General features: G+C 68.7%; 13 protein-coding genes. 2 read left to right on the forward strand and 11 right to left on the reverse strand.

Annotated features, from left to right (window positions below):
• Positions 1–40: 40 nt before the first annotated feature.
• Genes argH through ACIP5Y_RS40095 form a run of 3 tightly spaced genes read right to left on the reverse strand, consistent with a single transcriptional unit; the run spans position 41 to position 3,643 of the window.
• On the reverse strand, positions 41–1,462 hold the full coding sequence (gene argH / locus ACIP5Y_RS40085) for an argininosuccinate lyase (protein WP_400358164.1): 1,422 nt from the start codon (positions 1,460–1,462) through the stop codon (positions 41–43).
• 36 nt (positions 1,463–1,498) lie between these two features.
• Positions 1,499–2,398, reverse strand: a complete 900-nt coding sequence (locus ACIP5Y_RS40090; RefSeq protein ID WP_400358165.1) for a class I SAM-dependent methyltransferase — start codon at positions 2,396–2,398, stop codon at positions 1,499–1,501.
• Between the two features lie 42 nt (positions 2,399–2,440).
• A complete protein-coding gene (locus tag ACIP5Y_RS40095) occupies positions 2,441–3,643 on the reverse strand; it encodes an argininosuccinate synthase (RefSeq protein WP_400358167.1) in 1,203 nt (400 codons plus the stop codon).
• 198 nt (positions 3,644–3,841) lie between these two features.
• On the opposite strand from ACIP5Y_RS40095, the gene ACIP5Y_RS40100 reads away from it, so the two are divergent.
• Positions 3,842–4,609: a trans-aconitate 2-methyltransferase gene (locus ACIP5Y_RS40100; protein ID WP_400358168.1), complete on the forward strand. Its 768-nt coding sequence runs from the start codon at positions 3,842–3,844 to the stop codon at positions 4,607–4,609.
• A gap of 6 nt (positions 4,610–4,615) precedes the next feature.
• Here the strand turns inward: ACIP5Y_RS40100 and ACIP5Y_RS40105 are convergent, their stop codons facing one another.
• From ACIP5Y_RS40105 to argC, 6 genes are all read right to left on the reverse strand, one after another.
• Positions 4,616–5,089: an arginine repressor gene (locus ACIP5Y_RS40105; RefSeq protein WP_400358962.1), complete on the reverse strand. Its 474-nt coding sequence runs from the start codon at positions 5,087–5,089 to the stop codon at positions 4,616–4,618.
• Positions 5,090–5,157: 68 nt separating this feature from the next.
• Complete coding sequence (gene argF / locus ACIP5Y_RS40110) at positions 5,158–6,099, reverse strand: ornithine carbamoyltransferase (RefSeq protein WP_400358170.1); 942 nt, start codon at positions 6,097–6,099, stop codon at positions 5,158–5,160.
• The gene (locus ACIP5Y_RS40115) at positions 6,096–7,295 is read right to left on the reverse strand and encodes an acetylornithine transaminase (protein ID WP_400358172.1); all 1,200 of its coding nucleotides are present in this window, start codon (positions 7,293–7,295) and stop codon (positions 6,096–6,098) included. The genes argF and ACIP5Y_RS40115 overlap by 4 nt, the downstream gene beginning before the upstream one ends.
• Positions 7,292–8,191: an acetylglutamate kinase gene (argB, locus tag ACIP5Y_RS40120; RefSeq protein ID WP_400358174.1), complete on the reverse strand. Its 900-nt coding sequence runs from the start codon at positions 8,189–8,191 to the stop codon at positions 7,292–7,294. The genes ACIP5Y_RS40115 and argB overlap by 4 nt, the downstream gene beginning before the upstream one ends.
• Positions 8,188–9,441 (reverse strand): bifunctional glutamate N-acetyltransferase/amino-acid acetyltransferase ArgJ, encoded by a 1,254-nt coding sequence (argJ, locus tag ACIP5Y_RS40125; RefSeq protein ID WP_400358964.1) that lies wholly within the window; start codon positions 9,439–9,441, stop codon positions 8,188–8,190. Before argJ ends, argB begins: the two co-directional genes overlap by 4 nt.
• Positions 9,396–10,469, reverse strand: a complete 1,074-nt coding sequence (gene argC, locus ACIP5Y_RS40130; protein ID WP_400358176.1) for an N-acetyl-gamma-glutamyl-phosphate reductase — start codon at positions 10,467–10,469, stop codon at positions 9,396–9,398. The genes argJ and argC overlap by 46 nt, the downstream gene beginning before the upstream one ends.
• Before the next feature lie 262 nt (positions 10,470–10,731).
• Between argC and ACIP5Y_RS40135 the strand changes: the two genes are divergently transcribed.
• Positions 10,732–12,237 (forward strand): LCP family protein, encoded by a 1,506-nt coding sequence (locus ACIP5Y_RS40135; protein ID WP_400358966.1) that lies wholly within the window; start codon positions 10,732–10,734, stop codon positions 12,235–12,237.
• A gap of 18 nt (positions 12,238–12,255) precedes the next feature.
• Here the strand turns inward: ACIP5Y_RS40135 and ACIP5Y_RS40140 are convergent, their stop codons facing one another.
• Together ACIP5Y_RS40140 and ACIP5Y_RS40145 are read right to left on the reverse strand one after the other, a co-directional pair.
• The gene (locus ACIP5Y_RS40140; protein WP_400358178.1) at positions 12,256–12,975 is read right to left on the reverse strand and encodes a helix-turn-helix domain-containing protein; all 720 of its coding nucleotides are present in this window, start codon (positions 12,973–12,975) and stop codon (positions 12,256–12,258) included.
• Positions 12,972–13,709, reverse strand: coding sequence for a helix-turn-helix domain-containing protein (locus ACIP5Y_RS40145; RefSeq protein ID WP_400358180.1), 738 nt, complete (start codon positions 13,707–13,709; stop codon positions 12,972–12,974). Before ACIP5Y_RS40145 ends, ACIP5Y_RS40140 begins: the two co-directional genes overlap by 4 nt.
• Positions 13,710–13,826 lie beyond the last annotated feature (117 nt).

The following is a 13,826-nucleotide window of genomic DNA, read 5'->3' on the forward strand; positions in this document are numbered from 1 at the left end:
CCCCTACCGGGAGTGCCACGGGCCGTTGGTATTTCGACTGTCAGCGCAGCCAGGCGCGCTGATCGGCGGCCGTGCCGCGGACCTCTTCGCGTTGCTTGGCGACCTGCACGCCGGCGGTGCCGCCGCGCGCATTGCGGGAGGCGATGGAGCCCTGCACGGTCAGCACCTCACGCACGGCGGGGGTGAGCGCCGGGTCGACGGCGGCGAATTCCGCATCGGTGAGCTCGTCCAGTCCGACGCCGCGCGCCTCCGCCGCCCGCACGCAGCCACCCGCGGCCTCGTGCGCCACCCGGAACGGAACACCCTGCCGGACAAGCCATTCGGCGATATCCGTGGCCAGGGTGAAGCCCGCCGGAGCCAGTTCGGCCATGCGGTCGGTGTGGAAGGTCAGGGTGGAGACCAGGCCGGCGATGGCGGGCAGCAGCAGTTCCAGCTGGGCCACCGAATCGAAGACCGGTTCCTTGTCCTCCTGCAGGTCACGGTTGTAGGCCAGCGGCTGGGCCTTCAGCGTGGCGAGCAGGCCGGTGAGGTTGCCGATGAGCCGGCCCGCCTTGCCGCGGGTGAGCTCGGAGACGTCCGGGTTCTTCTTCTGCGGCATAATCGAGGAACCGGTGGACCAGGCGTCGGCGAGGGTGACATAGCCGAATTCCGGTGTGCTCCAGATGATCACCTCTTCGGCCATGCGGCTCAGATCCACGGCGATCATGGCGAACACGAACGCCGCCTCGGCCGCGAAATCACGCGAGGAGGTGGCGTCGATGGAGTTCGCGGCGGCGGCATCGAAATCCAGGTCGGCGGCAATGGCCTCCGGATCCAGGCCGAGCGAGGAACCCGCGAGCGCGCCGGAACCGTACGGGGACACCGCGGCCCGCTTGTCGAAGTCGCGCAGGCGGTCGATATCGCGCAGCAGCGGATGCGCGTGCGCCAGCAGATGGTGCGCCAGCAGCACCGGCTGCGCCGCCTGCAGGTGGGTCTTGCCCGGCATGACCGCATCCGGGTGTGCGGCCGCCTGTTCGACCAGCGCGTCCACCACATCCAGCACCCCGGCGGCCACGCGGCGCACGGCATCGCGCAGCCACATGCGGAACAGGGTCGCCACCTGGTCGTTCCGCGAACGCCCGGCGCGCAACCGGCCGCCGAGTTCGGTGCCGACCCGGTCGATCAGGCCGCGCTCCAGCGCACCGTGCACATCCTCGTCGGAGTCCACGGGGCCGAAGGCGCCCGATTCCACGTCCGCCGCAAGCTGATCGAGTCCGGCCAGCATGCCCGCGAGATCGGCCTCCGACAGCAGACCGGCCTTGTGCAGTACGCGCGCATGGGCTTTCGAGGCGCGGACGTCGTACGGCGCGAGCACCCAGTCGAAGTGGGTCGACTTGCTCAGCGCCGCCATGGCCGCGGCCGGGCCGGAGGCGAAGCGTCCGCCCCACAGCGCGCCTTCGTTCGTGCTGCCGGCCTGTGTCATGGGGTGTCGTCTCCTCGCGGTGGTTTCGGTGGACGGTCAGGATGAGATCGCGGTCATCAGAATGTGTTTGGTCATATCCGGCCCGGTCGCCGCGGGCACCGCGCGGCCGCGGGCGGCCAGCACGTCGACCGGATTGCCCTCGGTCACCAGCCAGCGGTGCATGGCGAACCAGTCGCGCGGGTCGGTGCGGTCTTCCCACGGATAGAAGAGTTCTTCCATCTTCAGCCGAATCCCGGCCGCGGCCATCATCTTCTCCCGCTGGGCGCGCAGCTCCGGGTCGAGGTGTTCCGTGCCGATGCCCATGTTCAGGGCCATCCGGCTGCCCGGCGCGCTCAGTTCCAGGACCCGCTCGAACAGCTGGTCCTGTGCGGACCCGGGCAGGTAGCGCAGTAGCCCCTCGGCCAGCCAGGCGGTCGGCCGGTCCCGTTCGAAGCCCTTGTCCAGCAGGGCTTTCGGCCAGTCCTGCCGGAGGTCGATGGGGACCTCGCGGCGGTCGGCGGCGGGCGTGTCGCCGGCCAGGGCGCGGGCCTTGAAGGCCAGCACCTGCGGCTGGTCGAGTTCGAAAATCCTGGTGCCGTACGGCCATTCGAGCCGGTAGGCGCGGGCGTCGAGGCCGGCGGCCAGGATCACCACCTGCCGGATGCCCACCGCCGCGGCGGCGGTCAGGTAGTCGTCGAAGTAGACGGTCCGCGCCACCATGGTGCTGCTCATGCCGGAGGCGGCGTACATGCCGCCGATCTGCTCGCCACCGGCCAGCACCCGGTCCAGGATGCCGGTCCAGCCGTCGGATCCGGTGGCCCGCACCAGCTTCTCGGCGTACGGGTCGTGGAACAGGGCGTCCTCGCGGCGGGATTCGTAGGCCCGCATGGCGGCCACGCCGATGGCGGTGGCGCCCACGCTTTCGGTGATCTCCCAGCTGTCGTCATCGGTTCGCATGGGCGCCTCCTGGCTTCCGGATCTTGCTCCGGTCGCAGGCTACTACTTCTTGCTGAGATCCCGGCGGGCCGCGACCTTCGAGGACAGACCGTGGATCTGCACGAATCCCTTGGCCAGCGACTGGTCGAAGGTGTCGCCCGCGTCGTAGGTGGCCAGGTTGAAGTCGTAGAGCGACTCGTCGGAGCGACGGCCGTTGACGACCACGCTGCCACCGTGCAGCACCATGCGGACATCGCCGGTGACATGCTGCTGGGTGTCCTGCACGAAGGCGTCGAGGGCGCGCTTCAGCGGGGAGTACCACAGGCCGTCGTACACCAGCTCGCCCCAGCGCTGCTCGACCTGCCGCTTGTAGCGGCCCAGTTCGCGCTCGATGGTGACGGCTTCCATCTCCTGGTGCGCGGTGATCAGCGCGATGGCGCCGGGCGCCTCGTAGATCTCGCGGGACTTGATGCCGACGAGGCGGTCCTCGACCATGTCGAGGCGGCCCACGCCCTGGCGACCGGCCCGGGTGTTCAGCTCGGTGATGGCTTCCAGCATGGTGACCGGGCGGCCGTCGATGGCGACCGGCACACCCTTGTCGAAGGTGACGATGAGCTCGTCGGGGGCCTCGAAGTTGACGGTCGGGTCCACGGTGTAGTCGTAGACGTCCTTGGTCGGGGCGTTCCACAGATCCTCGAGGAAGCCGGTCTCGACCGCGCGGCCCCACAGGTTCTGGTCGATGGAGAACGGCGACTTCTTGGAGACGTTGATCGGCAGCTTGTTCTCGCCGGCGAACTCGATGGCCTTCTCACGGGTCCAGGCGTAATCACGCACCGGCGCGATCACCTTCAGGTCCGGCGCCAGCGCGCCGATACCGACCTCGAAGCGGACCTGGTCGTTTCCCTTACCGGTGCAACCGTGCGACACGGTGTCGGCGCCGTGGTACTCGGCGGCCTCGACGAGGTGCTTCACGATCAGCGGCCGCGAAATGGCGGACACCAGCGGGTACCGGCCCATGTACAGCGCGTTCGCCTGAATGGTCGGCAGGCAGTATTCATTGGCGAACTCGTCCCGCGCATCGACGACGATCGATTCGACAGCACCGCAATCCAGCGCGCGCTGACGCACATCGTTCATGTCTTCGCCGCCCTGGCCGAGGTCGATCGCGACGGCGACCACCTCCGCACCGGTCTCCTTGCCGATCCAGCTGATGGCAACAGAGGTGTCCAACCCACCGGAGTAGGCGAGTACAACCCGCTTCGTCATGTCCGTGTGCTCCTCGATCGTTCGTGTAAGTCCCGTTGGCCTCGACCCCCCGTCTCGCCCTGCAAATGATTATGCACGACGATGCAAGCCCATTCATAACCGGGGTCCCCCACCCCGCCCCGAGCCTTGCCACGGCACGGCCGAAGTAATACAGTACGTACGTACGGTTTGGTAAACTCGACCAGCTGGGAGCTGCCGATGTGGGACCCCAAGAAGTACCTCGCGTTCGATGATCACCGGGCCCGGCCCTTCTTCGACCTCGTCGATCGGGTCGGCGCGACACAGCCTCGGCGGGTGGCCGATGTCGGATGCGGGCCCGGGAATCTGACGGTGACACTGACGGAACGGTGGCCGGGGGCCGTCGTCGAGGCGTTCGACTCCTCACCCGAAATGGTCGCTGCGGCAAGGGAAATCGGGGTGGGCGCGGTACTGGAGGATGTGCGGGACTGGCAACCGGAACCGGATACCGATGTGGTCGTGTCCAATGCGGTCCTGCAATGGGTGCCGGGACATGAGGCGCTGCTGACCAAGTGGGTGGATGCGCTGCCGGCAGGAGCCTGGATCGCCATCCAGGTGCCCGGAAACTTCGACTCCCCTTCACATGTCACGATCCGTGAACTTGCGTCGACCGAGCGCTGGCAGGCCCGGCTGGGGACCCCTGGGCTGCTGAAGCGGGACGCCGTCCCGGGCCCCGAAGGCTACGGCGATGTATTCAGCGCCGCCGGATGCCGCGTAGACGCCTGGGAGACGACCTACCTCCAGGCCCTCGAAGGACCGGATCCGGTACTGGAGTGGGTGACCGGCACCGCCCTGCGCCCGGTACGAAACGCCTTGAACGACAACGACTGGGAAGAATTCCGCGCCGAACTGGCCCCACTCCTCCGCGAGGCCTATCCACAACGAGCAGACGGCAGCACCTGGCTGCCGTTCCGCCGCGTATTCGCCGTCGCCCAGAAGCCCGAATAGCGAATCTCAGGCCAGGTGTTCGATTTTGGCGGCGAGTTCGGCGCCGGTGAGGGGTTCGCGGGCGATGACGGCGATGGTGTCGTCGCCGGCGATGGTGCCGACGATTTCGGGGAGGGCGGCTCGGTCGAGGGCGCTGGCGAGGAAGTGGGCCGCGCCGGGTGGGGTGCGGAGGACGGCTATGTTGCCGCTGGCATCGGTCGAAACGAGTAGGTCGCCCAACAGCTTCGAGAGGCGTTCGGTGCCGCCGATGACGCCGCGGACCGGTGAGCCGTCCTCGGGGACGACATAGACGCCCGCGCCGCCGTCGGCGGCGCGGAGTTTCACCGCGCCGAGTTCGTCCAGGTCGCGGGAGAGAGTGGCCTGGGTGGTTTCTATGCCTTCGCCGGAGAGCAGGGTGGCCAGTTCGGTTTGGCTGCGGACCTCTTGGGCGGAGAGGATGGCGACGATGCGGGCTTGGCGACCGGCGCGGGTGCGGGCGATGTTTCCCGAAGCGGAGCCGGGAGTGGCCGCACCCGCCCTACCGGGCGCCGGGGATCGTCGCTCGGTGGTCACGCGGCGCTCCCGTATTTCTCGAGGAGCCAGACCAGCAGGGCCTTCTGCGCGTGCAGGCGGTTCTCGGCCTCATCCCAGACCGCGCTGTGCGGGCCGTCGAGGACCTCGTCGGTGACCTCCTCGCCGCGGTGCGCCGGAAGGCAGTGCAGGACAGTGACATCCGAGGCGGCGCGGGCGAGCAGCGCGGCATTGACCTGGAAGGGACGGAAGGGGGCGACACGGTCGCGGCCGTCGTTCTCCTGGCCCATGGACGTCCAGGCGTCGGTGACGAGGGCGTCGGCGCCGTCGGCGGCCGCCAGCGGGTCATCGGTGATGGCGATCTTCGCGCCGGTTTCGGCGGCGCGCTTCTGGGCGGCCTCGACGATCCAGCCGAGGGGCTCGAAACCCTCGGGGGCGGCGATGGTTACGTTCATGCCCGCGGTCACGCCGCCGAGCATGAGCGAGTGCGCCATATTGTTGGCGCCGTCGCCCAGATAGGTGAGGTTGCGACCGGTAAGGTCGGAACCCTTGCGCTCCTTGAGGGTCTGCAGGTCGGCGAGCACCTGGCAGGGGTGGAATTCGTTGGATAGCGCGTTCACCACGGGAACGGTTGCGGCGGAGGCCATCTCGTCGAGGCGCGTCTGCTCGAAGGTGCGCCACACGATGGCGTCGACGTAGCGGGAGAGCACGCGGCCGGTGTCGGCCAGCGTCTCCTCGCGGCCGAGCTGGGTGTCGCGACCGTCCACGACCACCGCGTGGCCGCCGAGCTGCGCGATGCCCATTTCGAAGGAGAAGCGGGTGCGGGTGGAGTTCTTCTCGAACATCACCGCCACGCCCCGCGGGCCCGCGAGGGGCTTGCGCGATTGCGGGGCGGCCTTGAGTTCGGCGGCCAGGGCCAGGATTTCGGCCTGTTCGGCCGGGGTGACGTCGTCGTCGCGCAGGAAATGCCGGATGGTCACTTGGTCCCCTTCTCCGGTGTGGCCCGCACGGCATCGAGGATGCCGGGCAGGTCGGTCAGGAAATTCTCGGCCTGGGTCTCGGTGAGCACGAGTGGCGGCGCCAGCCGGATCACATCGGGCTTGGCCGGGTTCACGAGATATCCGGCCGCACGGGCGAATTCCTCCACCTGCGTCGAGACAGCGGCGGTGAGCTGGATGCCGATGAGCAGGCCCGCGCCCCGCACATGGTCGACGAGCGGGTGGTGCAGATTGTCGATGCCGTCGACGAGGATCTTGCCGACCGACTCGACGTGCGCCAGCAGACCTTCCTCGTCGATGGTCCGCAGTACCGCGAGCGCGGCCGCGGCGCAGACCGGATTACCGCCGAAGGTGGTGCCGTGCATGCCCGGCTGCAGCAGCTCGGCCGCCGCACCCTGCGCCAGGACGGCGCCGATGGGTAGCCCGCCGCCGAGACCCTTGGCGAGGGTGATGACATCGGGCACGATGCCCGCCGCCTGGTGCGCGTAGAAGGCGCCGGTGCGGCCGATACCGGTCTGCACCTCGTCCAGGATCAGCAGTGCGCCATGCTCTTTGGTGATGGCGCGCGCCTGGGCCAGGTAGTCGGCCGGCGGCACGACCACGCCGCTCTCCCCCAGGATGGGTTCCAGGATCACCGCGGCGGTGTCGTTGTCGACCGCCGCGGCGAGCGCGCGCGCATCGCCGTAGGGCACGAATTCGACGCCGGGCGGCATGGGCGCGAACGGTTCTCGCTTGGCGGCCTGCCCGGTCATGGCAAGCGCGCCCATGGTGCGGCCGTGGAACGCCTCCTCGGCGGCGACGATCTTGGTCTTACCGGTCAGCCGCGCGATCTTGAAGGCGGCCTCGTTGGCCTCGGCGCCGGAGTTGCAGAAGAACGCCTTACCGTGCCCGTCGCCGAAGTGCGCGAGCAACCGCTCGGCCAGTTCGATGACCGGTTCGCTGGCATACAGATTCGAGACGTGCCCGAGGGTGCCGAGCTGCTGGGTGACCGCCTCCAGAATCGCCGGATGCGCGTGCCCCAGGCTGTTCACGGCGATGCCGCCGAGGAAGTCCAGGTAGCGCTTGCCGTCGGCGTCGTAGACCACCGCGCCCGCACCGCGGGTGAGTGCCACCTTGGGGGTGCCGTAGTTGTTCATCAGCGCGGCCTGCCACCGCTGCTGGATTTCGGCTGTACTCATGACTTCTCCTCCGACGGGGTGACCATCGTGCCGATGCCCTCCCCGGTGAACAGTTCCAGCAGCACGGAATGCGGTACGCGCCCGTCGATCACGTGTGCGGTCGGGACGCCGCCCTGCACGGCGCGCAGGCAGGCTTCCATCTTGGGCACCATGCCTTCATCCAGGCGTGGCAGCAACTTGGCGAGCTCGTCGGTGTCGATGCGGGTGGTCAGCGAGGACCGGTCGGGCCAATCCGTGTACAGGCCCTCGACATCGGTGAGTACGACCAGTTTCTCGGCTCCGATGCCCTGAGCCAGCGCGGCCGCGGCGGTATCGGCGTTGATGTTGTGCACCACGCCGTCGGCGTCGGGGGCGATGGTGGAGACCACCGGAATCCGGCCCGCCGCAATGAGATCCAGCACGGCGTCGGGATTCACCTCGGTGACGTCGCCGACCAGGCCGATATCGGTGGGTTCGCCGTTCACCCGCACGGTGCGGCGGGTGGCGGTGAACAGCCGCGCGTCCTCACCGGAGATGCCGACCGCGTACGGCCCGTGGGCATTGATGAGCCCGACCAGCTCCCGGCCCACCTGGCCGAAGAGCACCATCCGCACCACATCCATGACCTCGGGCGTGGTGACGCGGAAGCCGCCGCGGAATTCGCCCTGCAGGTCCAGCTTCTTCAGCATGGCGCTGATCTGCGGGCCGCCGCCGTGCACCACCACCGGGTGCACGCCGACCGTGCGCAGGAAGGCCATATCCGCGGCGAAGGCCCGCTTCAGCTCTTCGTCGATCATGGCGTTGCCGCCGTACTTCACGACCACGATCTTGTCGTGGAACTTCTGCAGCCACGGCAGGGCGCCCGCGAGGACGTGCGCCTTCTCCAGGGCCGAGAACTCTTGGAAGGCCTGACTCATGAGCTGTAGGCCGAATTCTCTTCGACATAGCCGTGCGAGAGGTCGGTGGTGCGGACGGTGGCCACGCCGTCACCGAGACCGAGTTCGACCAGCACCTGGATATCGGCGCCGGACAGATCCACCTCGCGCGCGCCCGGCGCACCGGCGCCGTTGACGCAGACGGGATTCCCGTTGAACGACACCGTGACCCGGTCCGGATCCAGCTCGATCGGCGCGATGCCGATGGCGGCCAGCACCCGGCCCCAGTTCGGGTCGGAGCCGAAGAACGCGGTCTTGACCAGCGAGTCGCGGGCGATGGCGCGAGCGCCGGTGAGCGCCTCGTCCTCGTTCACCGCGCCCTGCACGGTGATGTGCACGCGCTTGGTGACGCCCTCGGCGTCGGACATGAGCTGCTCGGCGAGGTCGTCGCAGACCGCGCGCACGGCGTTGTTCAGTTCGGCCTGGCTCGGCGTGACGCCGGACGCGCCGTTGGCCAGCAGCAGCACCGTGTCATTGGTGGAGCAGGAGCCGTCGACGTCCAAGCGGTCGAACGTCATTCGGGTCGCGGCGCGCAGCGCCTCGTCCAGCTGCTCCGCGGTGGCGACCGCATCGGTGGTGAGCACGACCAGCATGGTGGCCAGTGACGGTGCGAGCATGCCCGCGCCCTTGGCCATACCGCCGACATTCCACTTGTCCTGGTGGTGGAAGGCGGCTTCCTTCGGCACGGTGTCGGTGGTCATGATGGCGCGCGCGGCCTCGGCGCCGCCGGACAGGCCGCCGCCCATCTCGTGCACGATCTCGGTGACCGCGGGCAGCAGCTTGTCCATGGGCAGCCGGTCGCCGATGAGACCGGTGGAGCAGACGGCGATCTCGCCCGCGCCGGTCTCGGTGCCCCAGTTGCTCAGGGCCTTCGCGAGTTCCTCGGCGGTGGCGTGGGTGTCCTGGAAGCCGCCGGGGCCCGTGCAGGCATTGGCGCCACCGGAATTCAGGATGACCGCGCGCAGGCGGCCGGTCTTCAGCACCTGCTGCGACCACAGCACGGGCGCGGCCTTGACCTTGTTGCGGGTGAAGACACCGGCCGCGGCGTAGTCCGGGCCCTCGTTCAAGACCAGCGCCAGATCTGCCTTGCCGCTCTTCTTGATGCCGGCGGCGATTCCGGCGGCGCGGAAGCCCAGGGGCGCGGTGACGCCCTGGGTCCGGACCAGCTTGCCGTCGTGGATGTCGGTCACGGTGCCACTCCTACGGTGGAAAGTCCTGCGGTCTCGTCGAATCCGAGAGCCAGATTCATGGATTGCACCGCGGCGCCCGCGGTGCCCTTGGTCAAGTTGTCGATCGCGCCGATGACGACCAGCAGTCCGGCGTCGGTGTCCACCGTCACCTGGAGGGTCACGGCATTGGAGCCGAGCACCGAACCGGTCTGCGGCAGCACGCCTTCGGGCAGCAGGCGCACGAAAGGCTCGTCGGCGTACGCCTTCTCGTAGACGGCGCGGGCCTGCGCGGCATCCACCGAGGTCGGCGCGGTGCAGGTGGCCAGGATGCCACGCGGCAGCGGCGCCAGCACGGGGGTGAACGAAACCTTGACGTCGATCGGGGTACCCGATACGGCACTGGCCGCCTTCAGATTCTGCGCGATTTCCGGGGTGTGCCGGTGTGCGCCCGCGATGCCGTAGGCGCGCAGCGAACCCATCACCTCGGAGCCGAGCAGCCCGATATCGGGTTTGCGGCCCGCGCCCGAAGTGCCGCTCACCGCGACCACATTCACGTTCGGCTCGATGATGCCCGCCGCGATGGCCGGGGCCAGTGCGAGACTCGACACGGTCGGATAGCAGCCCGGCACCGCGATGCGGGTGGCGCCGCGCAGCTGCTCCCGGCCGCCGGGCAGCTCGGGCAGGCCGTAGGGCCAGCTGCCCGCATGCGGGCTCTTGTAGTACTTCTCCCAGGCGGCGGCGTCGGTGAGCCGGAAGTCGGCGCCGCAGTCGATGATGACGGTGGATTCCGGCAGCGCCCGGGCGAAGGCCGCGGACTGTCCGTGTGGCAGGCCCAGGAAGACGACATCGTGCCCGGCGAGTTCTTCGACGGTGGTCGGTGCGAGCAGGCGGTCGGCCAGCGGCAGCAGGTGCGGCTGCAGTTCGCCCAGCGTGGTCCCGGCATTGGAGCCCGCGGTCAGCGCCCCGATCTCGAGGCGCCCGCTGCGGTACGCCGGGTGTCCCAGCAGCAGGCGCAGGACTTCTCCGCCCGCGTATCCGCTCGCTCCAGCCACCGCGACCCGCAGCGTGGGTCCAGTCGAGGTATCCGCCATGTGATGATTATGCACGACTGTGCAAGCTCATTCACAAGCGGGTGGAAATCTGACAGACGCCGTCTCGTACGGCACACTCGACAACGCCATGTACGACGACGCCACCCAACCGCTGCCGATCGTCGGCCCCCAGGGCCGTCCGCAACGCGCAACGGAGACGCCCGAATCCGCACCCCGCTCCGCCCGGCGTGCACAGCCGAACCGGCAGCAACGCCGGCGCGCGGAACAGCGGCAGCAGCGGCGCCGACAGGAACACAGCAAGATGCGGGTCGCCGGACGCGGCGTCATGGCCCTGGTCGCGGTGAGCGTCATGGGCGTGACCGGCGCGGCCTGGTACGGGGAGAACAGCCTCGATCAGGGCTTCACCCGATCCGGCGCGATCGCGCCCGAGGACCAGAGCCTCGACGGCGATATCAATATGCTGCTGATCGGCCTGGACACCCGAAAAGACCTGAACGGCAACGACCTACCCAAGGAGATCCTCGACCAGCTGCACGCCGGCGATGGCACCGAGGGCGGCTACAACGCCAATTCGCTGATCCTGGTGCACATTCCGAAGGATATGAAGAACATCATCGCGTTCTCCATTCCGCGCGACGACTATGTGCCGGTCTCCGGGATCCCCGGCTACGACCACGCCAAGATCAAGGAGTCGTACGGCCTGAAGAAGTTCGCCGTCGAGCAGAAGCTCGAGAACGCGGGCATGACCGACAAGGTCGAACTGGAACGCCAGGGCCGCGAGGCCGGCCGTACCTCCATCGTGCAGACGGTCAAGGCGCTCACCGGAGTTCCCATCAACCGGTTCGCCGAGATCTCCCTGGCCGGGTTCTACGATCTGGCGACCGCGCTCGGCGGCGTCGACGTCTGCCTCAATCATGCGGTGGACGACAGCTATTACTCGGGCGCGAATTTCCCGGCCGGGCCGCAGCATCTGGACGGTTCGGACGCGCTGGCCTTCGTGCGGCAACGGCACGGCCTCGACAATGGCGACCTGGACCGCACGCACCGGCAGCAGGCCTTCCTCACCTCGGTGGCCAATGAGCTGAAAGGCTCCGGCACGCTGACCAATCCGAGCCGGTTGAAGCAGCTCATGGACGTGGCGCACAAGGATGTGGTGCTCTCCGACGGCTGGAGCCTCACCGACTTCGCCACCACGCTGGGCCGGGCCGGTTCGCCGACCGTCGAGTTCCGCACCCTGCCGGTGCTGCGCTACGACACCGTCGACGAGCAGGACGTCAATGTCATCGACCCGGTGGCCATCAAGAAGACGGTGCGCGAGGCGTTCGGCGTGGCCGCCCCGGCCGTGCCCAATGCCCCCAAGACCACCCCGACGTCCACGCTCGACGTGGTCAATGCCAGTGGCACGCCGGGCATCGCCGCGAAGGTCTCGAAGCTGCTGGGCGCCAAGGGCTTCCCCACCGGCGATGTGGCGAACGCCACCAGTTCGGACGGCACCACCTCCACCATCTACTACGGCAGCGGCGCCGACGCCGACGCCAAGCAGCTGGCCGATATGCTCGGCGGCCTGCCGGTGAGCCCGTCCTCGTCGGTCAACGACGGGCACGTGAAGCTGGTGGTGGGCGCCGATCTCGACACCTCCGCACTGGATCCGAGCACGGCCACCACGACCACCGCCCCGAGCTCGACCACCTCGCCGACCACCTCGACCGGTTCGACGGCGACCACCACCACGGTCGACGACGGCTCCCCCGACTCCGGTAAGCCGGTGGCCACCACGATCGGCTCCAAGATCCCCTGCGTGAACTGACCGGCGCACGTCCGCCGGTCAGCGGATCGGGTTCATGGTGTGCAGCCACCAGGAGCGCCGCGGAAATTCGTAGCGCAGGATCTGGCTGCTCATGGCGACCCACTCGCCGGTGTCCGGCGACTTCATCCGGATCGGGCGGCGGGGATTCTCGACGGGCACGATGTCGGTGGACCAGAAACGCTCCCAATCGGGCGCCGCGGCACACGCCCGGATGATCTCCTCGATCCGTTCCGCGGCGATGAAGGCCGGCGCCATATAGCGGAAGCCGTAGACGATGAGGTGCGCCTCACGCTCCCATTCCGCGGTCACCCTGCGCGCCGCGGGATTGGTCATCATCCACTCGACGATGGTGGCGCCCGGCACGATGCCGGGAAACCAGCGCAGGTAGGCGTCATTGGCGGCGATGACGTCCACAGCGGGCGGGGTGTGGAAGCAGGCCGGGAACGGCATGGCCTGTAGGAAGTCCAGTTCGGCGGAATCGGGTACGCCTGGATGCGTGTCGAGGGCGGGCGCGGGCCGCAGCAGTCCGGCCGCGTGGTCGCGGAACTGCGGTGAGACGCCGAGTGCGTCGCACAGCGCGCCCAGCGCGGTGGCGGTGGGCGGGCGGGTGCCCTGTTCGATCTTCTGGATCAGGGCCTCGGAAATACCAGCGAGCCGGGACAATTCGGCCCGGGTGAGGCCGATGGCCTCTCGCCGGCTTCGCAGATAGTTGGCGATCCCCTGGTGTACGCCGGTCAAATCGCGGACTCCAGCAGGGGGATCGGGGTCAGGGTGTACAGCCACCAGGGGCGGCGCGGCAGTTCGAAGCGGAAGATCTGAACGGACACGGTGATCCACTCACCGGTATCGGGCGATTTCAGGCGGCCGGGCCGGCGCGGGAGATCGGCGGGCGGAATATCGGTGGACCACAGTCGTTCCCAGTCCGGCGAGGCGCTGCAGGCGTGGACGATCCGCGCGTGCCGCTCGGGCGGGATGAGGCCGTTGGCCATGTGGCGGAAACCATAGACCAGGAAATGGGTTTCGCGCTCCCATTCCTCGATCACCTCGCGCGCCACCGGATTCAGCAGCTGCCATTCCAGGATATTGTCGCCGGCCTGCAGGCCGGGGAAGGTGCGCAGGTAGGCGTCATTGGCGGCGACGACGTCCACGGCGGGCATGGTCTGGATGCAGGCGGGGTAAGGCAGGCTGTGTAGGAAGGCCAGTTCGCCGGGTTCGGGTGGGCCGTCGAGCAATTCGACGGCCAACTCCGGTTGCAGCAGGCCGGCGGCATGCTCGCGGATCTGGACCGGCACCTGCAGGACATCGAACAGCGGGCCGAGCGCGGTGGCGGTGGGCGGGCGGGTGCCCTGTTCGATCTTCTGCAGCAGGCCCTCCGAGATGCCGGCGCGGCGGGCCAGTTCGGCCCGTGTCAAGCCGAAGGCCTCGCGGCGCGCACGCAGATAGCTCGCGATCCCTTCGCGTGTGCCGGACAAGCTCCAACCTCCACAGATCCGTGCTGCCTCGAGCTGCGTCGAGGACCCACACGGGTCCGTCTCGGACAGCTGAGCGGCAGGAATCTTCCCTGCGCGCCCGGGAGAGCATCCACGAAA

The sequence above is a fragment of the Nocardia sp. NPDC088792 genome, assembly GCF_044750615.1.
Classification (GTDB): Bacteria; Actinomycetota; Actinomycetes; order Mycobacteriales; family Mycobacteriaceae; genus Nocardia.

Bases quoted from the DNA above. Each gene is read 5' to 3' on its own strand.
- argH (WP_400358164.1), bottom strand. From the start codon at position 1,462: ATGACACAGGCCGGCAGCACGAACGAAGGCGCGCTGTGGGGCGGACGC.
- ACIP5Y_RS40090 (WP_400358165.1), bottom strand. From the start codon at position 2,398: ATGCGAACCGATGACGACAGCTGGGAGATCACCGAAAGCGTGGGCGCC.
- ACIP5Y_RS40095 (WP_400358167.1), bottom strand. From the start codon at position 3,643: ATGACGAAGCGGGTTGTACTCGCCTACTCCGGTGGGTTGGACACCTCT.
- ACIP5Y_RS40100 (WP_400358168.1), top strand. From the start codon at position 3,842: ATGTGGGACCCCAAGAAGTACCTCGCGTTCGATGATCACCGGGCCCGG.
- ACIP5Y_RS40115 (WP_400358172.1), bottom strand. From the start codon at position 7,295: ATGAGTACAGCCGAAATCCAGCAGCGGTGGCAGGCCGCGCTGATGAAC.
- argB (WP_400358174.1), bottom strand. From the start codon at position 8,191: ATGAGTCAGGCCTTCCAAGAGTTCTCGGCCCTGGAGAAGGCGCACGTC.
- argC (WP_400358176.1), bottom strand. From the start codon at position 10,469: ATGGCGGATACCTCGACTGGACCCACGCTGCGGGTCGCGGTGGCTGGA.
- ACIP5Y_RS40135 (WP_400358966.1), top strand. From the start codon at position 10,732: ATGCGGGTCGCCGGACGCGGCGTCATGGCCCTGGTCGCGGTGAGCGTC.